This window comes from Terribacillus sp. 7520-G, from assembly GCF_002271665.1.
Taxonomy (GTDB): domain Bacteria; phylum Bacillota; class Bacilli; order Bacillales; family Amphibacillaceae; genus Terribacillus.
The window spans coordinates 13,009-37,461 of sequence record NZ_NQFP01000043.1 but is presented as its reverse complement, the minus strand read 5'-3'; the positions used below and the strand labels follow the sequence as shown (position 1 = coordinate 37,461).

The 24,453-nt window shown below is 46.0% G+C and carries 29 protein-coding genes and 2 riboswitches; of the genes, 23 read left to right on the top strand and 6 right to left on the bottom strand.

Annotated elements, in window-relative coordinates:
* Positions 1-23: 23 nt before the first annotated feature.
* Positions 24-569, top strand: coding sequence for a hypothetical protein (locus tag CHH53_RS14685; RefSeq protein WP_095216886.1), 546 nt, complete (start codon positions 24-26; stop codon positions 567-569).
* A 237-nt stretch (positions 570-806) separates the two neighbouring features.
* Here CHH53_RS14685 and CHH53_RS14680 read toward each other — a convergent pair whose 3' ends face one another.
* Positions 807-1,760 carry an L-lactate dehydrogenase gene (locus CHH53_RS14680; RefSeq protein WP_369819898.1) on the bottom strand — a complete coding sequence of 318 codons (954 nt, stop codon included), beginning with the start codon at positions 1,758-1,760 and terminating at the stop codon, positions 807-809.
* A 312-nt stretch (positions 1,761-2,072) separates the two neighbouring features.
* Between CHH53_RS14680 and CHH53_RS14675 the strand changes: the two genes are divergently transcribed.
* The 16 genes from CHH53_RS14675 (at position 2,073) to CHH53_RS14595 (ending at position 17,189) form a co-directional block, all read left to right on the top strand.
* A complete protein-coding gene (locus CHH53_RS14675) occupies positions 2,073-3,503 on the top strand; it encodes a 4-hydroxyphenylacetate 3-hydroxylase family protein (RefSeq protein ID WP_095216885.1) in 1,431 nt (476 codons plus the stop codon).
* A gap of 162 nt (positions 3,504-3,665) precedes the next feature.
* Positions 3,666-4,127 carry a 2-thiouracil desulfurase family protein gene (locus CHH53_RS14670; RefSeq protein ID WP_095216884.1) on the top strand — a complete coding sequence of 154 codons (462 nt, stop codon included), beginning with the start codon at positions 3,666-3,668 and terminating at the stop codon, positions 4,125-4,127.
* Entirely contained in the window at positions 4,124-4,639 is a 516-nt protein-coding gene (locus CHH53_RS14665; RefSeq protein ID WP_095216883.1) for a DNA topology modulation protein, read from the top strand. The genes CHH53_RS14670 and CHH53_RS14665 overlap by 4 nt, the downstream gene beginning before the upstream one ends.
* A gap of 77 nt (positions 4,640-4,716) precedes the next feature.
* The gene (locus CHH53_RS14660; protein ID WP_095216908.1) at positions 4,717-4,920 is read left to right on the top strand and encodes a helix-turn-helix transcriptional regulator; all 204 of its coding nucleotides are present in this window, start codon (positions 4,717-4,719) and stop codon (positions 4,918-4,920) included.
* Between the two features lies 1 nt (position 4,921).
* Complete coding sequence (locus CHH53_RS14655; RefSeq protein WP_095216882.1) at positions 4,922-5,329, top strand: hypothetical protein; 408 nt, start codon at positions 4,922-4,924, stop codon at positions 5,327-5,329.
* A gap of 27 nt (positions 5,330-5,356) precedes the next feature.
* The gene (gene ybaK, locus CHH53_RS14650) at positions 5,357-5,827 is read left to right on the top strand and encodes a Cys-tRNA(Pro) deacylase (RefSeq protein ID WP_095216881.1); all 471 of its coding nucleotides are present in this window, start codon (positions 5,357-5,359) and stop codon (positions 5,825-5,827) included.
* 247 nt (positions 5,828-6,074) lie between these two features.
* Entirely contained in the window at positions 6,075-6,830 is a 756-nt protein-coding gene (locus CHH53_RS14645; RefSeq protein ID WP_095216880.1) for a GTP cyclohydrolase II, read from the top strand.
* Entirely contained in the window at positions 6,823-7,932 is a 1,110-nt protein-coding gene (ribD, locus tag CHH53_RS14640; RefSeq protein WP_095216879.1) for a bifunctional diaminohydroxyphosphoribosylaminopyrimidine deaminase/5-amino-6-(5-phosphoribosylamino)uracil reductase RibD, read from the top strand. The genes CHH53_RS14645 and ribD overlap by 8 nt, the downstream gene beginning before the upstream one ends.
* Positions 7,929-8,498 (top strand): 5' nucleotidase, NT5C type, encoded by a 570-nt coding sequence (locus tag CHH53_RS14635; RefSeq protein WP_095216878.1) that lies wholly within the window; start codon positions 7,929-7,931, stop codon positions 8,496-8,498. The genes ribD and CHH53_RS14635 overlap by 4 nt, the downstream gene beginning before the upstream one ends.
* 161 nt (positions 8,499-8,659) lie before the next feature.
* On the top strand, positions 8,660-9,712 hold the full coding sequence (locus tag CHH53_RS14630; RefSeq protein ID WP_143594505.1) for a tetratricopeptide repeat protein: 1,053 nt from the start codon (positions 8,660-8,662) through the stop codon (positions 9,710-9,712).
* A 230-nt stretch (positions 9,713-9,942) separates the two neighbouring features.
* Positions 9,943-10,446, top strand: a complete 504-nt coding sequence (locus tag CHH53_RS14625; RefSeq protein ID WP_095216876.1) for a DoxX family protein — start codon at positions 9,943-9,945, stop codon at positions 10,444-10,446.
* A gap of 122 nt (positions 10,447-10,568) precedes the next feature.
* Positions 10,569-10,754: riboswitch (Lysine riboswitch) on the top strand.
* A gap of 83 nt (positions 10,755-10,837) precedes the next feature.
* Positions 10,838-12,331: an amino acid permease gene (locus CHH53_RS14620; protein WP_369819897.1), complete on the top strand. Its 1,494-nt coding sequence runs from the start codon at positions 10,838-10,840 to the stop codon at positions 12,329-12,331.
* Positions 12,332-12,472: 141 nt separating this feature from the next.
* The gene (locus tag CHH53_RS14615; protein WP_095216874.1) at positions 12,473-13,348 is read left to right on the top strand and encodes a DegV family protein; all 876 of its coding nucleotides are present in this window, start codon (positions 12,473-12,475) and stop codon (positions 13,346-13,348) included.
* Positions 13,349-13,957: 609 nt separating this feature from the next.
* A riboswitch (SAM riboswitch) is annotated at positions 13,958-14,062 on the top strand.
* Between the two features lie 81 nt (positions 14,063-14,143).
* Positions 14,144-15,109: a hypothetical protein gene (locus CHH53_RS14605; protein WP_095216872.1), complete on the top strand. Its 966-nt coding sequence runs from the start codon at positions 14,144-14,146 to the stop codon at positions 15,107-15,109.
* Between the two features lie 96 nt (positions 15,110-15,205).
* Positions 15,206-15,478: a cysteine hydrolase family protein gene (locus CHH53_RS14600; protein ID WP_369819896.1), complete on the top strand. Its 273-nt coding sequence runs from the start codon at positions 15,206-15,208 to the stop codon at positions 15,476-15,478.
* 298 nt (positions 15,479-15,776) lie between these two features.
* Positions 15,777-17,189, top strand: a complete 1,413-nt coding sequence (locus CHH53_RS14595; protein ID WP_095216907.1) for an alanine/glycine:cation symporter family protein — start codon at positions 15,777-15,779, stop codon at positions 17,187-17,189.
* 204 nt (positions 17,190-17,393) lie between these two features.
* On the opposite strand, the gene CHH53_RS14590 is transcribed toward CHH53_RS14595, so the two are convergent.
* From CHH53_RS14590 to CHH53_RS14580, 3 genes are all read right to left on the bottom strand, one after another.
* Positions 17,394-17,618, bottom strand: coding sequence for a MerR family transcriptional regulator (locus CHH53_RS14590; protein WP_158221575.1), 225 nt, complete (start codon positions 17,616-17,618; stop codon positions 17,394-17,396).
* Between the two features lie 26 nt (positions 17,619-17,644).
* A complete protein-coding gene (locus tag CHH53_RS14585; protein ID WP_095216869.1) occupies positions 17,645-17,815 on the bottom strand; it encodes a MerR family DNA-binding transcriptional regulator in 171 nt (56 codons plus the stop codon).
* A gap of 104 nt (positions 17,816-17,919) precedes the next feature.
* A complete protein-coding gene (locus CHH53_RS14580; protein WP_095216868.1) occupies positions 17,920-18,255 on the bottom strand; it encodes a carboxymuconolactone decarboxylase family protein in 336 nt (111 codons plus the stop codon).
* Positions 18,256-18,552: 297 nt separating this feature from the next.
* Between CHH53_RS14580 and CHH53_RS14575 the strand changes: the two genes are divergently transcribed.
* The 4 genes from CHH53_RS14575 to CHH53_RS14560 all read left to right on the top strand — a co-directional run bounded on the left by CHH53_RS14575 (position 18,553) and on the right by CHH53_RS14560 (position 20,996).
* A complete protein-coding gene (locus tag CHH53_RS14575; RefSeq protein WP_095216867.1) occupies positions 18,553-19,068 on the top strand; it encodes a DoxX family protein in 516 nt (171 codons plus the stop codon).
* Positions 19,069-19,188: 120 nt separating this feature from the next.
* Positions 19,189-19,470 carry a hypothetical protein gene (locus CHH53_RS14570; RefSeq protein ID WP_095216866.1) on the top strand — a complete coding sequence of 94 codons (282 nt, stop codon included), beginning with the start codon at positions 19,189-19,191 and terminating at the stop codon, positions 19,468-19,470.
* A gap of 14 nt (positions 19,471-19,484) precedes the next feature.
* Complete coding sequence (locus tag CHH53_RS14565) at positions 19,485-19,874, top strand: hypothetical protein (RefSeq protein WP_095216865.1); 390 nt, start codon at positions 19,485-19,487, stop codon at positions 19,872-19,874.
* A 465-nt stretch (positions 19,875-20,339) separates the two neighbouring features.
* Positions 20,340-20,996 (top strand): FusB/FusC family EF-G-binding protein, encoded by a 657-nt coding sequence (locus tag CHH53_RS14560; RefSeq protein ID WP_095216864.1) that lies wholly within the window; start codon positions 20,340-20,342, stop codon positions 20,994-20,996.
* 19 nt (positions 20,997-21,015) lie between these two features.
* Here CHH53_RS14560 and CHH53_RS14555 read toward each other — a convergent pair whose 3' ends face one another.
* Positions 21,016-21,459 (bottom strand): Lrp/AsnC family transcriptional regulator, encoded by a 444-nt coding sequence (locus CHH53_RS14555; RefSeq protein ID WP_095216863.1) that lies wholly within the window; start codon positions 21,457-21,459, stop codon positions 21,016-21,018.
* A 122-nt stretch (positions 21,460-21,581) separates the two neighbouring features.
* Here CHH53_RS14555 and CHH53_RS14550 point away from each other — a divergent pair, with 122 nt between their 5' ends.
* Together CHH53_RS14550 and CHH53_RS14545 are read left to right on the top strand one after the other, a co-directional pair.
* Positions 21,582-21,998 carry a carboxymuconolactone decarboxylase family protein gene (locus CHH53_RS14550; RefSeq protein ID WP_095216862.1) on the top strand — a complete coding sequence of 139 codons (417 nt, stop codon included), beginning with the start codon at positions 21,582-21,584 and terminating at the stop codon, positions 21,996-21,998.
* Between the two features lie 86 nt (positions 21,999-22,084).
* On the top strand, positions 22,085-22,438 hold the full coding sequence (locus tag CHH53_RS14545) for a GNAT family N-acetyltransferase (RefSeq protein ID WP_340082579.1): 354 nt from the start codon (positions 22,085-22,087) through the stop codon (positions 22,436-22,438).
* Positions 22,439-22,771: 333 nt separating this feature from the next.
* On the opposite strand, the gene CHH53_RS14540 is transcribed toward CHH53_RS14545, so the two are convergent.
* Positions 22,772-24,436, bottom strand: coding sequence for a class I adenylate-forming enzyme family protein (locus CHH53_RS14540; protein WP_095216861.1), 1,665 nt, complete (start codon positions 24,434-24,436; stop codon positions 22,772-22,774).
* Positions 24,437-24,453 lie beyond the last annotated feature (17 nt).

The window sequence follows — 24,453 nt, the reverse complement described above, 5'->3', positions numbered from 1 at the left end:
TGAAGCAGATAAGGAGGAAGCACATGGATGACCGAATTAAAGAAGCATTTCTTAGATCCAGGTCCAAGGACAAGCAGGAAAGCTATGAAGCATATCTGTATATCCTGCAAACCACAGGGAAACAGGTAGACTGGGCATATGAGGTCTGGGATGATTTGCTGGAAGGTTTAAGGGACAAAGATAATCATCAGCGATCCAGATCAGCTCAATATCTAGCCAATCTAGCGAAAAGCGATCCAGAAAAAAGAATGCTCACTGACCTGCCAAAGCTCTGGGAAGTGACGAAGGATGAGAAGTTTGTCACCGCCAGGCATAGTCTGCAAGCCATCTGGAAAGTCGGGCTTGCCGATGATGTCCTAAAAGGGAAAGTCATGTCCTGCATGGCAGACCGCTTTGTAAATGGTAGAAATGAAAAGAATCATACGTTGATCCGATTCGATATCATCCAGAATATGAAGCATTTGTACGATCAGCTTGGTGATGAAGGAATCAGACAGACGGCGCTGGAATTGATCCAGACGGTAGAAGATGAGAAGTATAGGAAAAAATACAGTCGGATTTGGAAATGACAAAAAGCCTGTCAGCAGCTGCTGACAGGCTTTTTAACTATTCTTTTCCTCCACGAACCCCAATTCATTCCCGTCTAAATCAGCGATCGTAAATTTTTTGCTTCCCCAGGGAGTGGAGATAATTCTTCTATTACATGTACTTCCTCTTTCAATTCGTCCATAAGGATTCTATATCTGAAACGTTGAAATTGAACCTGCCATGGGAAGGATGATTTTCATCCTCCTGTTGGAATTGGGTCAGTTCACAGTCTGAAAGGCAGATTCCGCGATATTTCGAAGGACGCCGGCACTATGCTTGAACTGTTCTTTCTCCTTCTCGTCCAAAGGCAGCTCAAGGACCTGCTGTGCCCCTTTGCGGCCAACAATGCTCGGAACTCCGATGTAGACATCTTTCTCCCCATATTCTCCATCGAGATGTGCGGTTACTGGCAATATTGCTTTTTCATCCCCGAGGATCGCCTGTGTGATGCGGGCGAGGCTCATGGCGATGCCATAGTAAGTTGCGCCTTTTTTCTCGATCACTTGATAGGCTGCATCCCGGACATTTACATAGATCTCATCTAAATCTTCTTGCTTATAGCTGCTGTCTGTCTGCATCATCGCTGCAAGCGGCACACCCCCGATAGTCGCTTGGCTCCAAACAGGCAGTTCGGTATCGCCGTGTTCACCAATCATATATGCCTGTACGTCATGCGGAGCAACTCCGAAGTATTCGCCAAGCATGAAGCGAAGGCGGCTGGAGTCGAGTGTCGTACCGCTTCCGATGACACGTTCCTTTGGCAGACCGCTGAATTTCCAGACAGCATGTGTCAGCACATCGACTGGGTTGGTTGCAATCAGGAAGATACCGTCAAAGCCGCTAGCCATGACTTCGTCGACAATACCTTTGAAAATCTTGACATTTTTGCTGACCAGATCAAGTCTTGTTTCCCCGGGCTTTTGATTGGCACCGGCTGTGATGCAGACGATATCGGCATCTTGGCAGTCAGCATATGTGCCATAGCTGATTTTTGTCGGGCGAGGGGCAAATGCTTGACCGTGATTCAGATCCATTGCATCGCCCATCGCCTTATTCTCATTCAAATCAATAATCACCAGTTCATCCACGATATTCTGATTGAGCAGTGCGAACGCATAACTGCTTCCTACGAATCCCGCACCGACTAAAGCTACTTTATTGATTCTTTTCATGTAGATCATCACCTTTGATAAGATTTATAATATGTGAATAACTTCACATTCTTTATATTTATATTGTGCGATACTTCACAAACTTTATCAAGACCTTTGCTTTGAATAATTTGTGAACGTTTGGAATATTCTTCGTTGAGGAGGGTTTCGCATGTTTACGATACTGTTTGCTTTCGGGATCTTCATTTTGATCGTCTTCTTTGCGGCAGCGCGCACAATGATAGAGAAAGGGAAGGGAGAATGATGTTTTAGTATCTGCAGGGGAACAACAGGTCATCCAATCGGGGTAACAAAATGCCGGAGGTGAAATGCATGGCTGTGAGAACTGGAGAGGACTATCTTGCTGGAATCGATGCAATGGGCAATAAAGTCCTTAGCGGCAAAACGATCATCAATAAGCCTCTTTCCAAGCATGCTGCATTCCGAGGAGTAATGTGCACACAAGCGGGGTTGTATGATTTACAGCATGATGCTGCATATGCTGATAAGCTGACATATACCGATCGTGATTCCGGAGAGATTTATGGGCTTTCTTTTCTAAAGCCTGAAACAAGCAGCGATTTGGCACGGCGAAGCGGCATGATCAGGTGCTGGGCGGAGAAGACACACGGGATGATCGGACGGAGCCCGGATTATATGAATACAGTCCTGATGGCGCTGGCTTCTTCCGCTTCGTTATTGGAAGGGAAGGAAAATTGCTTCCCTGCTCATTTGCGAAGCTATTATGAATATGTACGAGAGCATGATCTGACCATGACACATACATTCATCGATCCCCAGGTGAACAGAGGGGGATTTTATTTTGAACAGAAAGACGATCCGATTGCCGCAAAAGTCGTCGGGCGCAATGCGGAAGGGATCATTATCCATGGGGCGAAGCTGTTGGCCACTCAAGGCGGAATTACGGATGAGCTTGTCGTGATGTCTTCCGCAGGCTTCGAGCAGGATAGGTGTTATGCATTTGCCATTCCGAGTAATACAGAGGGCCTGACCTTCGTAGCGCGGGAGTCCTTCACTGGCGGGAAAAGCAAAGCTGATCATCCGCTCAGTGCCCGATATGAAGAGATGGATACAATTGTGCTGTTTGACAAAGTCCTGATACCTTGGGAGCGGATTTTCTACTATGATAATGTCGCAGTGGCAAACAGCTTCAAGAATGAGAGCAGTTTCGCACCCTTTGGTTTACACCAGGTGCTGATCCGGCGGATTGCAAAGCTGGATTTCATCATCGGCCTCATCCAATCCTTGATAGAGGAAATCAATATCGCGGAATATGATCATGTGCGGGAGAAGGCAGCAAAGCTGTTCATCCTATCGGAGGTCCTTCAATCACTGCTGCAGCAGGCGGAGGCAGGAGCTGCCCCTGATCGTTGGGGTGCATGTTGTCCGGATTTGAAGCCGCTCCAGGTGGCTTCCAATATATTTGCCCGAAAATATATGGAGATTGCGCCGATGATCCAACAGCTGGGGGCGAGCGGACTGATGAGCATCCCGCCGGTGCAGGTGTTCAAATCGGATAAAGGAATGGAATTGAATCATTATCTGCAGGGTGCGACGAAACCGGGGAAGGATCGCGTGAAGCTGTTCCGGGTGGCTTGGGATTTTGCCATGTCCTCCTTCGGCACAAGGGAGACCTTATATGAATATTTCTTTTTTGGAGATCCTGTTCGGCTGATCAGCCAATTTTACGGTTCAATCGACTTCCGGCCATATAAAGAGAAGGTAGATGATTTGCTGTCATGAAAGAGGCTTCATCCTCAGGATGAGGCCTCTTTTGTTTCTATGTCAAAGGATTCTTCCATCATGCCGAAGATTCTTTGATAAAATGAGGGATGAGATGCAAGGATAGCGCCAGTCTTGAACTAGCAGGTGCAGCAAAACCAGAAGCATAAGGGGGGAATCGCTATGATAATGGTAAGTGCATGTTTGGCAGGGAAGCCTGTCCGCTATGATGGATCACCTGCGACGGATACAATGGTGGGACAGCTGATTGCCCAGAAGAAAGCAATCAGCGTATGCCCTGAATTGCTAGGCGGCTTTATGACGCCAAGGGAACCAGCTGAAATCATCGGCGGGAATGGGTATGATGTCTTGGATGGAAAAGCAAAAGTCATCGAGCTGTCGGGTGCAGATGTCACCGATATGTACATAGAAGGTGCAGCGCGCTCTTTAGCCATCGCCAAAGAGCAAAAGGTGGAGCTGGTCGTATTAAAGGAAAACAGTCCGTCATGCGGCAGCTCCGTCATTTACGATGGTACTTTCCAGGGGCAAAAGCAAGCGGGAGCAGGGGTGACAACCTCCATGTTCAGAAGAGCAGGCATCCGTGTCATTTCCGAAGCGGAGCTTGAGCAGGAAATGGGAGGATGAACAAAATTGCCATAGTCGGTTCACCTGGATCGGGGAAGTCTACTTTGGCTAGGATGCTCGGCCGGATAATGCATCTGGATGTATGGCATTTGGACGCGATACTTTGGAAACCGAATTGGATCCTCGCTTCCAAGGAAGAACAGGGGGAGATTCAATCCCAGCTCGTTAAAAAGGATGGTTGGATCATCGATGGCAATTATGACAGCACCTTGGATATCCGGCTGAAACCAGCTGATATGATCATTTTCCTGGATATGCCGCGATGCCTATGTTTGTACCGTGTCCTGAAAAGACGGCTGATGTATCATAATCGTTCGCGGCCTGATATGCAGGAAGGATGCAAGGAAAAAATTGATATCCAATTCCTGAAATGGGTATGGGAATTTCCCGCGAACAAACGCCAGGGTCTGCTGGATAAGCTTTCGCAACTGGAACAGGACAAGCAGATCGTCCAATTGAGAAGCAGTCGGGAAGTAAAGGCATTTTTAGATAAAATGAAAGACCAGATGTAAAGCATCCTTTACATCTGGTCTTTTTTGGTATATCTTGTGTGTAAAGGTACCTTTACACATGGATGGGCAGGTTGCAGATGAAAGTAAATAACCGAGTAAAAGAGCTACGGCAGGAACGATCGATTACACAAGTGAAAATGGCAGAGGATTTGGCTATTACCCGTCAAACGATCAATGCGATCGAAAAAGGGAAGTATAATCCCAGTTTGGAGCTTGCTCTTCGCATGCTTGCATACTTTGATGTGCCTATGGAACAGCTTTTTTATCTGGAGGAGGAGTAGGATGCGAAAGATGAAGAAACGCTACGAATTGCTGATCTATGTTTTTATCACGCTTTGCTGTTTCGCGGGCTTATGGCTTGGATGGGAGCTCGCGGAGGAACAGCTTCCATCGGGAAATGGCTTGCTCTTCATCATCCTGGCAGGAGTCATCGGGGGAATTGGCCTGCCAATGATGCTCAGCTGGTTCAAGCGTAAGCGGCGAGAGCCTGATATGGATGAACGCACCTTCCGGATGATGAAAGATTATCTGCTGGCTGCCTTCTTCGTTATATCATTTCTGTCAGGGAGTCTGTTGCTCGTACTTATTGGGGTAGGCTGCAATACGATCGAGCTCGGGTGGCTTGCCGTATACGGAGGAGTGATTGCCTTTCTCATGACAGCAGGATTATTTGTCGTGAAAAGGTTCTGATCATCCAAGAAGAAAGGAATGCAATCCATGGATCATAAAACCAATGTCATGCGCTTGCTTGATCAACGGAAAATACCATACGAATCGCACAGCTATGCCGATACAGGAGCCATTAGCGGAACAGAAGTGGCGGAGGTGCTGGGGCAGGATCCGGCTCAGGTGTTCAAAACACTTGTGACGGTCGGTAAATCGGGTCGGCACTATGTATTTGTCATCCCTGTCCCCAAGGAGCTGGATTTGAAGCAAGCTGCAGCCAGTGTAGGGGAGAAATCGATCCGGATGCTCCCGGCAAAGGAGCTGCTGCCGCTTACGGGCTATGTACACGGAGGCTGTTCACCGATTGGTATGAAGAAGGTTTTCCATACCGTGGTGGATGAAAGTGCTTCGGATTTCCATACCATCATTTTCAGTGCCGGGAAAATAGGCTATCAGGTAGAAATCACCCTGATGGACCTGGGGAGGATCTTGCCTTATAAATTGACTTCACTCAGCCAATAGAGTAAGGCTCCAGCTTCATCAAGAAGCGGAGCCTTTTTATTTTCCGTTTTCCTCAGACGGTGTATAGTTAGGACTAGAGAGTCTGGTATCTTTTTTATACTGAATAAGCAATATGTGCCTACTTCCAAGACGCTGTTTGCCATACTATGATGGAAGAAGTTGTTTTTGACCAGAGGATGATGGGCGGAACTGGGCCCTACATAAATTCAGTTATTTAACACACACTGATAAAAAAGGAGAAAGATGGATGACAGATATGAAATTAGAATCGAAAGCCGTTTCGATCTTAAAAGATAAAATTGAACTTATACCCACAGCTGAAGGAGCGATTTATCTTGTCGGACCAATCAAACTGCCTGTGAACCTTTACGGGGAAACAGTCATTTTCCAATGGTACTGCTGGCTGAATTGCGATGAAGTGGCCGAGGACTATGAAAAAATCATCGAAAAGCTATCTGACATGAACCTGGCGGAAATGCAGCAGTCCAGTGTTTTGGTGTATGGAGATTTTGCCGAGGCCGAGGATGCTTTGATCCGGATGCATTCCATTTGCCATACCGGCGATATTTTTGGCAGCAAGCGCTGTGACTGCGGCTTCCAGCTGAAGCAATCCATGCAGAGGATCGTGGAGCATGGCACAGGTGCATTGTTCTACCTGGCAAATCATGAAGGACGCGGAATAGGCTTATTCAGCAAAGCTATGGCTTACATCCTTCAGGAAAATGGATATGATACAGTGGAAGCGAATGAAAGCCTTGGCTTTGTGGATGATTCCCGGGATTATACCGATGCGATTCAAGTGCTGAAGACACTCCGTACGAAGCCTGTTACACTCATGACGAATAACCCGCGTAAGCTGGCTGCCATGGAGCAGGCAGGAATGGAGCTTTCCGGACGGTCGGCATTATGGGGGGATGTATCGGAATTCAACGAGAAATATCTGAAGACGAAAATCGCCCGATCCGGTCACCTTGGTGATGAGGAGATCTGCAGCAATGACTGATCACACTTTCTATATGGACTTGGCCTTGCAAAACGCCAAGGCGATGAAAGGGCAAACGGATCCGAATCCGCTGGTAGGATCGGTGATTGTGAATGACAACCGCATTGTCGGTATCGGTACCCATCTGAAAGCCGGGGAACCGCATGCCGAGATTCATGCCATTCGGATGGCGGGAGAGAAAGCGAGGGGCGGGACGATTTATGTCACGCTCGAGCCTTGTTCCCACCATGGTCGGACGGGGCCTTGTGCAGTGGCTATCAAAGAGGCCGGATTAAAGAGAGTAGTCATTGCCGCGCTGGATCCGAATCCATTGGTGGCTGGCAACGGTGTGAAAATTCTTGAGGAAGCCGGTATTGAGGTGATCATCGGCGTCCGCGAGGAAGAATCCCGCAGGATGAATGAGGTTTTCAATAAGTTCATCGTCGAGAAGAAACCTTTTATCACGCTGAAAGCAGGCACGACCTTGGACGGTAAAATTGCTAGCCATACGCTTGATAGCAAGTGGATCACATCGGCAGCTTCCAGACAGGATGTCCATCAGCTGCGCAGTCAGAATAAGGCAATCCTTGTCGGGGTGAATACGGTTATAGAAGATGATCCGGAACTGACAGCCAGAATTCCGAATGGACGGAATCCAATCCGGATCATCCTGGATTCCACTTTGCGGATCCCGATGGATGCCAAGGTGATCACTGATAACTTGGCTGACACTTGGATTTTCGCAAGTCAGCAAGCGGATGAAGAAAAAGAGAAGGAGCTGCTGGCGCAAGGCATAAAAGTCTTTCGGACAAGCGGATCAAACCGGGTGGACGTAAACGAAGTGGCTGGGATATTGGGTGAACAGCTGGTTTCTTCCGTTTTGATTGAAGGAGGCGGGAGCATCCATGCCTCCTTCCTGGAAAACCACTTGATTGATAAAGTCGTCCTTTACTTCGCCCCGAAATTAATCGGCGGACAGGATGCACCAACTTTCCTGGAAGGTACGGGCTTTGCCAAGATGGCCGATGCAGTGGAGCTGACCGATACGGAGGTCATCAAAATCGGACAAGACTTCAAATTCATCGGCTATCCGCTCTATGACAAAGGGGAAAAGAATCAATGAAATTCGGCTTTGACATCGATGATACACTGATTAATTTGCGGGAGCATGCTTTCCATATTTATAACAGGAAATTGAATCAAAAGATTCCAATCGAAGCATTTCATGAACTGGAACGAGTCGAAATCCATGAACCATTCGGGCTGACAGATGAACAAGGCTCCCAGATGTGGAATGCCACTTTGGAAGAAATCTATTATACTGCGTGCCCGCCGTTTCCGGATGCAGTCGAGCTATTGCAGGAACTGGAGCAGGGCGGTCATGAAATCTACTATATTACCTCCAGACCGAAGGAGCATAGAGAAAGAACGATGGACTGGCTTCGTGATACAGGCTTTCCAGTCAAGGAGAATCAGTTCTTCTGCGGTATGAAAGATCAAGAAAAGGTGCATATCATCAAAGAATTGGGACTTGATTATTATTTCGACGATAAGCCAGACGTATTGCATACGCTGCTTGAAGAATCCGCAACAAAGGTGTTCGTAAAAGATCAATCGTATAATCGACTTGTAACGCTGCCTAGAATAGTCGATTTATCGGAAATCAAGAAAATTATACGCAGTAAATAAAAGGATTGACGGTGATATTCCGTCAATCTTTTTTTGCTTTCTGCAAAACAGGAGGAAATTCCCAACCGATGGAGAAATAGATATAAAGAAAATTTTGATAAAAAAGGATCAGGAAAATATGATGAAATAAGGATGCATCTGTAATGGGGGGAGAAGTGACCATGGGCCTGGTTTTGTCGGTTGATGATAAGGTTTTTGGGGAGTTGCTTCATGACTTCTATAATGTGATGAAACTGGAAAGAGAAAATGAAGCGGCGATTCTGGCAGAGACAATCGATGCGATGAAAAATGCCAGTGAATCGGAGGAAGAACGAATTACCGCAGATTTGCTGCATATACGCTATCAGGTAATGCGGAATGAAGTGAGGACTGCAGAGGAGCTTTTAGAGCAGTTCGAAGCACGGAGGCATTCATTGTCTCGGCAGAATGCATACTTTTATCATTATTTTAAAGGACAGATTCTTTTTAAAAAGAAAAAATGGAAAGAAGCGATCCGCTATTACGAGTATGCAGAGAATTATATGACGGAGGAAGAAGAGAAAGCGGATTTCTACTATAAGCTGGCCAATGCGTATTATCAGACTTATATTCCAGCTCTTTCAGCACTGCATACAACAAAAGCGCTGAGCTTTGCAGCAGTTCATAAACAACAGCTGCATCTGGCTAAATGCAAGCTGCTGCTCGGATTGAATCACATGGAGATACGGAATTTCGAACAAGCGGAACGTAATCTGCGTGAGGTGCTCGATTGTCAGCCTGCACCCCATGAAACATCGCTGGATTTAACCTCGATGGTGCATCATAACTTAGGATTGCTGTGTTTTGTTCAGCATTTATTTGATGAAGCAGTCAACCACTTCGAAAAAGCTGTCCATTCCGATCCGTGCACGCACTATATGAAGAGTCTTTACTATCTGACAGAATCGTGCTTCCGCGCTAACCGCATCCAGGATGCCATGCACTATTATCATCTGGGGTTTGCCAAGAGTAAGGAAGAGGGGGATGTGCATTATCAGTGGGCGTTCGCTATGCTTCATAAGCAGTTTGTCGATCGTGACAGCTTTGAAGCAGTATGGACTCAGGGGATAGACTATTTTGAAGCAACTGGCGAGAAAGACAGTGTGCAATATTACAGCCTTCGCATGGCAGAATATTACATGCTGAAAGGAGAAGAAGAGAAGGCAAATCATTATTATCGGCTTGCCATACAGTAAAGCTGTTTCATTTGATAGGCCTTTCCTACTATTTCTAAAGGATCGCAAAAGCGGAATCTGTATATACAGTGCCAATCTAGGTGAACCGGAAAAATCTTTCAAAATTATTACTATTCTATTAAAATTCTCGTATAAATATTCCATCTTCTAATTTTCCCCCTATACTGAAGCTGTGGAGTGCCGATCCACATCGGTTCACAAACTTGGCAGCGAGGGGAGAGGAAGGAATAATGATCAGCAAATCACGGCAAAGCAAGGGAGCAGCAGTCGTCTTCTTCGTGATCAGATTGTATCTTGGGTACACATTCCTGTCAGCGGGCTTGGGTAAGCTGATGAGCGGAAACTTTGATGCCAGCGGATTCGTCCGGGGAGCCTTGGCACGTTTGGAGGCGGGTGTCATCCAGAGCTGGTGGGGAGATTTCCTCGAAACTGTCGTCCTGCCCAATGCTGGGATATTCAGCTTCCTTGTCATGTGGGGGGAAACACTTGTCGGATTGGCGCTTTTGCTTGGTGCTTTCACGGGATTTGCAGCTCTGATGGGGATATTGATGAATATTTCCTTCCTATTAAGCGGGGCTTTTACACAAAATCTGATCATGATCGTCCTGGCAATCGTGCTGCTGATCGGCGGATCGAATGCTGGCCGGTTCGGCATTGATAACTGGATCATGCCTTCCCTGCGCAGCAAAGATCACAACAAAAGAGCCAGAAACAGCAAGAGACAGCTTATATGATAAAGAAGGACATGCGCTTTTAGTGCGTGTCTCTTCATGAAGAAAAAATTTCTTGTTGAAATAAGCCGAAGTGTGTAGTACAGTTAAATGAGTTTTTCAATTGCATACAAATCCTCATCATTTGATGAGGTAGAGGTTGCGGCTGTTAAAAGTACAGACTGGGAGATCTGGGGAGATCATCGATCAGGCTGGAAAGGAACAGCTGCCGAAGCCGGATGGGCTCTCCAATCCTTCGGCTGGGCCTGCACTCGAATAGGGGCAGGACTGTCACGTCAGTAGCAAAGCTGGCGTGTTGCGCTATCTTTGTGAGAATGATGCTGTTTATAAGTAAAGGCCGTTCGGATAGAGCAAGCTATCCGGGACGGCCTTTTTTCGTATCTATAGCGCAACTGTGCAAGAACAGAGAGGGGAAAAGAAAGTGGGCAATCGAAACAACACGAAACAAAAGGGCTTACGCAGGGAACTGAAAGCCCGTCATCTAGGGATGATTTCCCTTGGCGGTACCATTGGTACAGGATTATTCCTGGCCAGCGGGGGAGCCATCAGTGAGGCAGGTCCAGGGGGCGCTTTACTTGCATATGCGCTGATTGGCTGCATGGTATTCTTCTTGATGACAAGCTTGGCGGAAATGGCGGCATTCATGCCCGTATCCGGAAGCTTCAGCACATATGGATCTCGTTTTGTCGATGAATCGTTCGGGTTTGCACTCGGCTGGAACTATTGGTTCAACTGGGCCATCACAATCGCAGCCGAGCTCGTTGCCGTAACATTGATCATGGGATTCTGGTTCCCTGATACACCATCTTGGATCTGGAGTGCCATCAGTCTTATCATCATGTTCTTATTGAATTATATTTCCGTCAAAGGCTTCGGGGAATCAGAGTATTGGTTCGCTTTGATCAAAGTCGTGACCGTAATTATCTTCATCATCGTCGGTGTATTGATGATTTTTGGCATCCTCGGCGGGGATTCACCTGGTTTCTCTAACTTCAAGGTGGAAGATGCTCCATTCAATGGCGGCTTCCTAGCCTTGCTTGGTGTGTTCATGGCAGCAGGTTTTTCCTTCCAGGGAACGGAATTGCTCGGTGCAGCTGCGGGAGAGGCTGATAATCCTAGAAAATCCATTCCAAAGGCGATTCGCTCCGTCTTCTGGCGGATCCTATTGTTCTACATCTTGGCTATCTTCGTCATCGGGATGCTGATTCCTTATACAACAGAAAGCCTGGCAAGTGATGATGTCCGTCTGAGTCCGTTCACGCTGGTGTTCGAGAAAGCGGGAATCGCATTTGCAGCATCAGTCATGAACGCGGTCATCCTGACTGCTGTCCTGTCTGCCGGTAACTCTGGCATGTACGCGAGCACACGGATGCTGTGGAACTTGGCGAAAGAAGGGAAAGCACCTGCATTCCTTGGTAAGCTGAATAAAAATGGCGTACCAGTAAACGCGCTTATCGCCACAACGGCGGTAGGCTGTGTAGCCTTCCTGACATCCTTCTTCGGGAATGGTGTCGTGTATACATGGCTTTTGAACGTATCCGGTATGGCAGGCTTCATCGTCTGGGTCGGTATTGCTGTCAGTCATTACCGATTCCGTAAAGCATACCTTGCCCAAGGAAACGATATCAAGGATCTGCCATATACAGCTAAATTCTATCCAGCCGCACCGATACTAGCCTTTGTGCTATGTGTCATCGTCATAATCGGCCAAAGTTTCTCTGCTTTCACAGCAGACGGCATCGATTGGGGCAGCTTGATCGCATCCTACATCGGTATTCCGGTCTTCCTGCTTTGCTGGATCATCTATAAAGTCAAAAAGAAAACGAAGGTGTACAAATTGGAGGAAGTTGATTTGACTACTCCATCACATGAAACAGCACCTGAATGAGCAAAAGCTGCCGATCACTCGGCAGCTTTTTTGCTTGGAAACGGGAAGCTGCATCCGGCAGCTGGAATGCATGAATAATTTCCTGCATTTTTTTGTATCTTTATCCTATATACCCGTTATACTGAAACTAGAGGTGAACAAATGAAAATTGCAATTGTGACAGACAGTCTCACGAACCTGAGAGAAGAGGATTTACAGCGATATCCTTTTATATATTACGCCCATTTACATGTCATTATTGATGACAAGTCCTATGCTGACTTAAAAGAGATCACCAATGATCAGCTATTTCGGTTCATTGATCAGGGGGCTGCATATTCTTCTTCCCTGCCGTCACCAGAGGTATTTGTAAAGCTTTATGAAGAACTGCTGGCAGAATATGATGCTATCATCAGCTTGCACTGCACAGAGAATGTAAGCGGTACCGTCAATTCCGCCCGTATTGCCAGGGATACAATCGAAGGCGCTGACGGGAGGATCACTGTCATTGATACGAATACTGCCTCCATCGGTACAGAAAATATCGTCATCAAAGTGTGCCAGCTCATGGAGCAAGGGGAAGCTTTCGATGAAATATTGAGGGCGGTTGAATTTTACCGTTCCCACAGCCAGCTCTACCTTACGATAAATGACCTGACTACACTGGTGCGTACCGGCCGAATTTCGAAAACAGCCTCCAGGATCGGAAACCTCCTGCATATAAAACCGATTGTCGGTTTTGAGGAAGCGAAGCTGGAAGTCATGGGTAAGGTCCGCACGAAGAAACGCCTGCTGAAGTGGATGCTGGAAAAATTACGACATAATATCGAGCAATCCGGGAAACAGGTTGTCCGGATAACACATGTGAATTCCACCGAGCTTGCCGCTGAGTTAAAGGAAGCAATGGAAGCATTCGGTGATAAAGCAGAAGTCTTCATCAGCAACGAAATAAGCTCCGTCATGGCAATTCATTTTGGACGGGGCGGTATCGGTGCCAGCTGGATGCCGGCTGACTATCCATATGAATCGGCTACATGATACAGGGACCTCGGACAGCGTGATTGCCCGAGGTTTTATTGTAATGATCAATCCAATGCTGCTAAATGGATAAGTGTAAAGTCCTATGGGGTTTGTAACGCCATAATCGTCAGCTTCCATTATCCAAAATTATGTAATATAATAAAATATTACAAAGGGGTTGAAGGCAGCTATGAAAATCTGGGATTTTATATCTAAGTATTGGTTCGGTATATTTCTGGTGTTGTATCTCTTACTTCGGGATTATCCATTTGGAAGTACATCACAGACAATTAGCGATATTCTCATGTTAGTAACTGTAATCCTGACTATCATTAGTTGGGTTGTATCTAAGAAAGCCAATCAAGTAAAGAAAGAAATAGAAGAATTGGAGAATAACTGAGTCACCTATTGGTGGCTTTTTTGATGCATAAGAGTATTTGAATATCCATTATTTGTTTCATTTTTTATATTGCAAGCCGAAGAGAATTTTTTATTAATTACAATTTCAGCTGTTTTTTATTACTTTGGTTTATAGGTTTTCCCTGCATCCAGTTATCCTGAGTATACCGATAAGATATATTGACAATCATTGAATGGAATGATACACTTTCTGAAAACTGTATATGTTTCTTATCCAGAGAGGTGGAGGGATATGGCCCTGCGAAGCCTCAGCAGCAGGTCTGACGACAGACACTGTGCTAATTCCATCGGTTCATAACCGGCAGATAAGATGAATAGAGGAAGCCTCTCGACGCATCTTGTCCGAGAGGCTTTTGTATTTGTCCCGCTGCCTATACGAAAGGGGAAGGCAACATGTTTGAATTGATCCGGGAATTATCCAAGTACAAAGGGTATAATCAATCGTTTGTTTCACAAATCGTCGATAAGATCACGCCGTTTGCGGATGAGATGCACTTCGACAGACGGGGGAATCTTATTGTCCGTAAATATGGAGAAAAGTATACGCCAAAAATCACCTTGCTGGCAGAGGTGAAGGAAGAAATCTATGTGGTGACATCGATCACCGAGTCAGGGGCGCTTGTAGCAGACGCGAATTATTTTTCGTTGACGTATGCGCAAGGGCAATCGGTCCAGGTAGAGACAAAGAATGGATTGCTGTGCGGAGTGGTCATGGCAGGTGAAGCAGGTCAGCATGCCGCTGTCATCGATATCGGGGCCAATACCGAGCATGATGCACGTGAAATGGGGGTGGAACCAGGCAATCATGTGACATTATTCGATGACTTCCTGTATCTTGGTGACGAAGTGAGCGGCCGCGTCGTCGGGAAAGGGCTGGATAATAAGATTGCACCGGCAATTGCAATCAATCTTCTGCAGCAATGGGATACAGCGGAAGGGGACATCACCATCATCTTCTTTCCTTTCCATAATAAGAAGCATCTTGCCAATCAGCTAGAAGGGGAAGCTGCCTTTTATATCGGGTCCGTCCCCCAGCAAAGAATCGCTCATAAAAGCCGGGGAGCAATCGAACTGGGAAGCGGTGTCGCAATCAAAGTGGCAGATAAGACGATACCAATCAATCAGACCCTGAAAAATCAGCTGGTCGATTTGGCCATTGCACATGACATCCCATTCCAACTGGAATTCCTGTTCCGTCATCGGTATAAGAAACTGTCCACTAAAACGCCGGTAAGCATCCTGAATATCCCGATCGAGCATCTCGACCAGACGACACAGGTCGTTTCAGTGAAGGATTTGGAGGATACCAATCAGCTGATCCAGACCTATCTCTGGCGGAGCAAGGAGCTGCAATTCTAAGGAATGCTCTCCCATTCCCGTCCATGTTACCGTATACTGTAGCCATCCAAGGCGATTCATCATGGAGAGGAAAAGACAAGCATACAGTCAGGGGAGATGCTCTTGAAGCAGGCACTGCTGATCATTGATGTGCAACAGGCACTGATTGAAGGCGGTGCAGGGGAGAGACCTGTCTATCGCAAAGAGAATCTGATTGAGCAAATCAACATCGTCATAAGTAAAGCACACAAAGCAGGAGCCGCCAGCCTATTTGTATTCGATAAGCAGGCGACTAATGCTTTTCATGGACATTTCAATGCTGATAATTTCTCTGTCGTACGGTCGGCAGCAGAGGATATATTTGATCCGGTACATGATACGTTTCGATAAGCTGTACAAAGGAAAGCCAGGATACGGATGACCCAAGCCCAACACTGGGGAGCTTGGGTCATTTTATTGCAAAGAAAGAAAAGGAGCTGTCAGAGATCCATTTTCTTCGTCAGGCATGACGATATTTTTCTGAATAATCAAAATTATAGTCATATAACCTTACAACTTCCATGCATCTTACCGAGCCTTTGGACATAATGAACATATATTCCATCTCAAATACATTTTTTCAGGAGGTATCCTATTGGGATTTGAAGCTTTTTTGACGTCGATAAGCGGTTATTTATGGAGTGTGCCGATGCTGATTTTCATAGCGGTGGTTGCGGGCGTTTATACGATAGCTTCTGGTTTGCTGCAGGTCAGATATCTGAAGGACATGGTTGTGCACACATTTACCGGAAAAAGTTCCGAATCAGGCGTTTCGCCCTTTCAATCGCTGGTCATCGCACTATCCGGAAGAGTCGGTACAGGGAATATAGCTGGTGTTGCGACTGCCATCGCGGCAGGAGGACCGGGAGCCGTATTCTGGATGTGGTTCATTGCTTTCTTCGGGTCGGCGGCTGCTTTTGCGGAGTCGACGCTTGCCCAGATTTATAAAAAGAAAGTAGATGGCGAGTATCGCGGCGGACCAGCTTATTATGCGGAGAAAGGGCTTGGATGGAAATGGTACGGCTATATTTTTGCGGTGGTCGCGGCTGTATCCACCTGTCTTTTGACTCCGGGAGTGCAGGCTAATGCAATAGCTGACAGTATGAATAATGCATTCGGCATCGGACCGGTGATTACTGGAATTGCCTTGGTTGCCATCACAGGTTATGTCATCTTTGGCGGTGTCCGCAGAATCGCCTTCTTGGCATCCTATGCTGTCCCGATCATGGCATTATTCTATCTAATCGTAGCTGCTATCGTCATTATTGCGAATATCGAGCAGATTCCAAGTACATTTGCACTTATTTTCAGCAGTGCTTTCGGTGTCGACTCCGCGTTTGGCGGTATGATTGGAGCTGCCATAAGCTGGGGAGTGAAACGAGGCTTATATTCCAATGAAGCAGGGCAGGGAACCGGAGCCCAAGCAGCGGCAGCGGCTGAAGTATCCCATCCGGTAAAGCAGGGGTTGGTGCAGACCTTTTCCGTCTATATCGATACGCTGCTCATCTGTACAGCGACCGCATTGATGATACTGATGACAGGCAATTACAGTGTAACCGATCCAGAGGGAGGCTATATCGTCGATTATACGGATGGAATGGAAGCAGGTGCAGGATATACGCAGGCAGCCGTGGATGAAGTACTTGGAGGATTCGGATCGCCGTTTGTAGCCATTTCCCTATTTTTCTTTGCCTTTACCACATTGGTTGCTTATTTCTATATTGCGGAGACGAATCTATTTTATATTGTCAGAGGGAGATCGAGGAAGATTTTCTCCAATATTTTGAAAGTGTTATTCCTGGCAGCGATATTCTTCGGTACGGTCCGTACGGCTACATTGGCTTGGACATTGGCGGATATAGGACTTGGTTTGATGGTCTGGGTAAACTTAATCGCTGTCATCCTGCTGTATAAACCGACGGTGGCAGCGCTCAAGGACTATAAGGCGCAAAGGAAGCAAGGGCTTGATCCCGTGTTCCGTCCTTCGCAGGTCAATATCGAGAATGCGGACTATTGGGTGGAACGTGAACAGGAAGATGAAAGGCAAAGAAAGACCGTGTAAAAAGAGTAACCTGATTCCTAGTCTGGAACAGGCTGAAAAGAGGGACGACGCATTTTTCATTTCTCATCAGCACCGGAAGGATTACCGGGCATGTAACCAAAAAAGTGGGGAGAATCAATATCTCTCCACTTTTTTTGCTGATGGGTAATGTCGTCAAGGAGGACATCATGGTTCTCCAGCCATCCAAATCGTCATGTGCAAAGGCTATTTATGTGTACTTCTATTTTCCGCAAATCGCTCATACAAATCCTTGTCTTCATTGCCCTCTATATATTGTGTATACATGGCTATTTTTTTGTTCATCAGATCCAGATTGCGCTGATACGCTGCAATCTTCGCTTCGACATTTTCTTTATGCCGGATCAAAAGAGCGACTAATTCCTCGTAGTCATCACTTTCTGCTTCCCGAAGCTCTTTGTATTTTTTCAAATCCTCCAGTGACATACCGGTCCCTTTCATATGCACGATTGCACGATGAATTCGGTCCAGAGCCGGTCATCTTCTGAGTAGACACGGATATTGCCACTATTCCGTTTTGGCACAAGCAAGCCTTCTTTTTCATAGAAACGCAAGGTATGCTCGCTTAGCCCCGTAAGTTTCGCCAATTCCCCTATACGATATGCCATCGTCCATTCTCCTTGTCCGCCGATGCCATTCACAGCTTGCTGTACCGCTCTTCGTCAACAGGTTCCAGCCAATCGGTCTTACTTACATTCGTTGTTGTCATATGTTATCCTTCTTTCTCATTTTCATCATAAACTTGCTTGGCTATATGAAATGCTGACCAAGCTTTCGGCCATCCGGCATAAAAGGCCAGATGTGTGATGACTTCAGCAATTTCTTCTTTCATTAAGCCATTTGCTTTTGCTTTCTGGAGATGAGGGGTGAGCTGTTCCATATTTCCACCCGCAAGCAGTGCAGAAACAGTGATCAAACTGCGGTCGCGTGGTGATAACTCCTGCTCCCTTGACCAGACCTCACCAAAAAGGACATCATCATTCAGTTCAGCGAATTTCGGAGCGAAAGCCCCCAACAAATCCCGTCCTGCTGTTTGTTTTTCTGCCATTTAAAATTCCCCTTCCTGCAATTCATTCAGTATCTTCATTATTTACGCTACACCTTAGAGTCGACTCAAAGTCAAGGGGATATAACAGCACCGTATTTACAATGTTGAAACCGCTTTTTATCCAAAGTCACAAAACTGTAAGAGAGTTATTGCTGATTTGTGAAAATGATCATAATAATAAGCGCAATCCATTCTTCTCGTTTATACTACAAATGTAGAAGGAAAAGCGCTGATCCCTCTCAATCTAATATGTGAAATGTTTAACAAACTATTCTCGTGGATGGAGTGTGGAAGGAAATGATCATAAAGTGGATTCGAAGCAGCAAAACGGCTGCAGGGCTTTGGGCGATTATCCGGATTTATCTAGGATATACGTGGCTTACGGGCGGACTCGGCAAACTGACGGGCGGTGGGTTCGATGCTGGCGGCTTCCTGCAAGGAGCGATTGCACAGGCAGGCGGTGAGCATCCGGCGGTACAAGGCTGGTGGGCAGTCTTCCTGGAACAGGTGGCCTTGCCGAATGCCGGGCTGTTCAGCTTCCTCGTCATGTGGGGAGAGATCCTTGTCGGAATGGCACTCATTCTCGGAGTCTTTACCAATTTCGCCGCCCTCATGGGTATTACGATGAACTTCGCCTTCCTTTTCAGCGGCACTGTGAGCACAAATGCACAGATGGTCTTGCTTACGATCTTCTTACTAGTCGCTGGAGCCAATGCCGGACGCTATGGACTCGACCGCTGGGTGCTGCCATATTTAAGAAATCACTATCCAAAACATACACCGAGAACACCGACGAAGCCGGTTGCTTCTTAAAGATTTTATGACCTACTGCCATCAAGCAGTAGGTTTTTTGCTGAATAATGCAACTTCATGCGTTGTTTTTCGTACAATTAGTATACTTTCCTTTATGAGGAAAAGAATGGAGGATATATGATGGTCTTACTTTTAGATGTATTCAATCTTATGCTGCTGTCTTCTTTGACAGGTACTTATGAAGAAGACGATATCCAGCACAATATCGAACAACTGCGAAAAACAGAATGGTTCCAGCAATATCTGAAACAGCAGCCATACCGTGATTTGCTCATCTATGATAAAGATGTCCGAAAGGTGATAGGGAAGCTGAATGGTAAAAAGCTTGCCAAGAATCCTCAACGACAAGCTTATCAGCGTATCGTCACAAGAGCATTGCAACGGAAAATCATCGTTTCTTAAGAAAGCAGGTACTTATGACAAATCTACAGGTGACAGGCATAGCATCATGTGGCAACTCTCCTAAAAGCGAGCTTATCCGTCAGCTGACGATTGCCGCATTCCAACAACAGTACCAACAGTTAGAGAAACTACTTGCTCCTGATTGCAAATTGGAAATAGCCGGGGCGGAAGCATATATTGGAAGTGCCACCATCGTGCCAATGCTTTCTTCTCTAGAGGGTGTCACAGCAGTACATATTGCCAATGCTTTCACCCACGGTAAGCAAGGAGCCGTGAATGGCTTTTTCAAGATGGATACACAGTCGTATGCATTTGCACTTATTTTTACTTTTGCAAGTGCAGGAAAGAATGCGAAGGTGCAGTCCATTTCTTGCTATGTGACAAAAACGAGGAACCAATCGTAGAGGCTGGTTCCTCGCTTTATTTGGTACCTAAGTGCATTGGTTCTCATACAAAGGAGTTTTATATGTTTGGCTTACTTGACTTGATTCTTACTTACATCGAAATTATTTTGTACCTTGTCGCTCTCCCCGCCATTTACTACGTGATAAAATTATTGCGCCAAATCGAGGAGAATACGAGGAATAAATAGTACATACCAACCTATTGCGCATCAGCAATAGGTTTTTTTTATAACGTCAACTGTTGCAGTCATGCTCTTTCTTGGATATTCTGGGAGCGGAGGTGATACCTGATGGCAATTGAGAGGAATGCTCATGCGTCAGAATTTGTAACAGCTCATGCAAAGCCTATTGGGAAAGGCGATACTTTGTGTGAGGGGACTGTTTACTAATCGCCAATGCACCCTTTTCTGTCCGGGCTTTGCACTTATCTGAAATAGATTAAAAAGATAAGGGAGCTAACAGGAAATGGATAAACGGAAAAACACAGAACAAGCATTTATTCGGAATGATCAATATAACTTCATCGCAAAGCAGGTGTCCCATATCATCAGCGCCCATGCTACGGTGAACCACGCGGATACACTCGATGGAGTGAAAATGAATGCCTTTTCGAAAGTGGAGGAGCTGCTCGGGGAAATGACCGATGCACAGGAAATGCTTCTTAACCGCCTTTTGGAAATAGAGGATGAAATGGAAGCAGAAGTCTTCCTGGCAGAGCTGAAGCAGTTCGTCATCCCATTTCGGAAAGTGTCGAAGAAAACCGTGGAGAAGCTATTCCCGAAAGCGAAGAAGCTGCAGATGCCGGATTTGGATGACCTGGATTTCCAGAGGCTGTCGTATATCGGCTGGTTCGACACAAGGGCACACAAGCAGCACTTGATTGTGGAATATCAAGGCAAGCTGAAAGGCATTTCCGGCGTTTTCGATAACAGCAGTACACAAGGGATTTGTTCATTGTGTAACAGCCTCGGAGACGTGGGCTTGTTCGTCACAAGGGTCAAGAGCGGGAAAGAGACCTATGTGAATAGAGGGAATTATATATGCAAGGACAGCTTAAGCTGTAATGAAAAACTGACAGACCTAGGAAGGGTGGAGACTTTCCTGAACCATCTGTTTCGGTAACGGACAAAGAGCAGACGCCTCAGTCTGCTCTTTGTTTATGTGGATTGATTTCCACCTGCGAAAAAATGAAATGTGTCACGGTCGTTGCAAAGGACGCGATCGAATCGATGAACTCCTCCACTTGCGCAAAGCTTTCGAAACGCATCTTCAGCATAAAGCAGGCATTGCCCGCAATCCGATAACAGAAATCGACATTATCCAAAGAAGCGATATGGGCTTTGAACCCTTTGTAATTGCCATTTTTCATCGTGGCTTCGATGATGCATTGCACTGGCTGACCCAGCTTTTCATAATCGATTTCCAGTGTATACTTTTTGATCACCCCGAAGGTCTCCATCTGCCGGACCCGTTCTGTGACGGACGGCGAAGACAGATTCACCCGCCTGCCCAGTTCACTCATGGACAGGCGGCTATTCGTCATCAACTCCGCCAAAATTCTCCTGTCGGTATCATCTATTTTCATAATTAAAACATCCTTCCTAAAGACGTTAAGAAAATTAAGTGAAAATCGCTAAAATCCTTTGATTCCATATGTGATGAAGCGAAATGATTTTATATATTAAATATAACCAAGGAGGAGAGAGCATGACAAGAATAAGGAAATCAAAATATGGAAAAACAAGCTTTCAAAAATTATTAGGACATAATCTCAATATCATGACGGCTTGGTCGGAGCTAGCCGACATTTTAGAAAATGACGCCAAACTATCAGCAGCCTTGAAGGAACAAGTAAGACGCACGCTTGCCCAGTCCAATGAATGTGCCTATTGCAAAGCAAAAGGGAAGCCGGATGAAGCTGCCTTTGATGAGAAGACTTCTGTTGCTGTCGGATTTGCCACTGTCTTCCTGAATCACCCCAAAGGTGATCTTCCGGATTCAGCATTTGCCATATTGGAAGAATATTTCTCGCAAGCTGAAATCAGTGAATTATGCGCTTTTATTTGCTTCACCACAGCCCAGCAGTATTTTGGGGCAATGATGAAGCTTGAGCCTGACGAGTGAAAAGGCGTGGACGGCCGAGATTGATTGCCGAAAGATTGCTATAATCATATTGTTAAAACCTGTAATTTCAAAAAGGGGAGGCAATCATGATCCGTATAGCATTAGCAAAACCAGAACATGTTGCAGGAATATCCAAAGTTTGCAGTGACGGCTATTGGGCCACTTATCGTGAAATACTTTCCGGGAAATACATCGAGGGAATCATCGACGAATATTATAATCACGATAGAATCCTGAAGGAAGTGACAGAGACAAGCAGGGATTGGGGCGGATACTTTGTTGCGCTGGAAGATGGAAAAGTGATCGGGGCGATCGGCGGCGGGATGATCGGAGAAGGTGTCGGCGAGGTATTCGTGCTTTATCTCGATCCTGATCGGCGCAATGAAGGGATCGGCACAAAGCTATTGGCTGCCCTTACCGCTCAGCAGAAGGAGCGGTGAGGCGCCGGTGAACAATGGGTATCGGTAGCGAAGGGCAATCAGAAGGGCATTCCTTTTTATGAGGCCAGGGAATTCGTATTCCAGCATGAGCGCGAAGGATATCATGATGTGGCAGGGGAACGACCTGCGGCACTGCGATACTGCCGTAATATATGATGCCAGCCAAGGATGATCAACGAATAAAGCAAAAATAGCTGCGATCCATCAGGACCGCAGCTATTTAAGGATTCCCCAGGTTGCAAGACAGCCATTTCATACGTTCAGAGAGCTTATCTCAGCAAGGGTAGGGAGTAACACTCGTATATTCACTTATGAAGACAGTTCAGATTGATCTTATCTTCTCTTGAATAGGCCTTTCTGTTGGTCTACTATTGCTTGTTTCCGCATCATATAGTGCATTTTCTTACCAGTGGCCGTGTATGGTAATTCGTCGATGAAGCGATAGAAACGCGGCTTTTTGTAATTTGCCAGATTAGGGTTATTTGTACAATAATCTTGTAATTCTTTTACGGTAAGGGATTCGTCCTCTTTTACGATATATGCTACCACGGATTCTCCTCTTAACTCGTCCGGGACACCAACAACGACGGATTCTTTTACTCCAGGATGCAAATTCAATAACTCTTCGATTTGAACAGGATGGATATTCTCACCGGAAGATACAATCATGTCATCTTTCCGTCCGACTACTGTGACGAATTCGTTTTCATCCCAGGTCCCCATGTCACCGATATAGATCCACCCTTTATAAAATACCTTTTTGCTTGCTTCTTCCTTGTTCACATAGGCATACGTCGTTTTACCTGGTGCCCTGACGATGATCTCTCCGATTTCACTGCCGTCTTTTGCGACAAAGTCATCCGGCTCAGCTTTCCGGTCCGGATATACTTTCACGACCGCAACATCATCGTCAGTGCAGGAACGTCCGGCCGAGCCGGACATTTCCGGTAAATCGAATGGGCGAAGGAATGTATTCCAGAACGCTTCGGAGGTGCCATATCCATTAAAAATATTCGTTGTGAGCGTTTTTTGGAATTTGATGCAATCTTCTTTTTCAAGAGGGGACCCCATTGTTACGATTCCTTTTAGATTAGACAGATCGTATGACTTCCTTAGCTGTGCATTATAAAGCATTTTTAGCATCGAAGGTACGCCTGTCAGGAAGCTGATACCGTATTCTTCAACATACTCCAAGCAAATCTTCGGATTGAAATACCGCAAAATGACGATTTCGCCACCGATATAAAGAGTAGGAGTGGGACCGCCGGAATGAATACCGCCACGGTGGAACCATGGGCTCATATTCATCGTTTTATCCAATGGATTGAGCGGGAAATGCATGATAACATCATGCGCTGAGAGTACTTCATTGATATTGTTCAATGGTACACCCTTAGGGCTTCCAGTGGTTCCGGAGGTGTATAATCTGGTAGTTTCATCATAAATATGAACCGGGCGATTGACATCCGGTTCTTCATCGGCGTGATTTGCCACATAATCCGTATATATCACATGACCTTCTGGTGCGTCGGTTTCTCCCGTCATATCCACCATCACGACACGGCGCGGCTTATGGTTCGCCATTTCCAAAGCTTGTACAGCAGTATCTTTGATTTCTGCATCATAAAGGAAAACAGCGGGCTCGCTGTCATCGATAATAGCCGCTGTTTCCCCGGGGGAAAGGCGGAAATTGATGGTGCAGTTTACAGCGCCGATTTTTTGCGGTGCCAAATAGCTATAAATGAACTCCGCCGAATTGAGCAGCTGGTACATGACAACTTCATTTTTATCGACATCGTCCTCCAAAAGTGCATGTGCAAGCTTATTTACGTCTTTATTTAACTCTGCATACGTCCATGTCTTGCCGCGAATCGGATCTGTCAACGCCGGACGGTTTGCGAACCGCCGGACATTTCGCAAAAAGCCATTCATGAATGTAAACTCGCTTTCAAAGGTTTCTTTAAACATATCTATATTGTAGGTGAATTGTCGTTCCATTTTATTTGTTCCTTCCT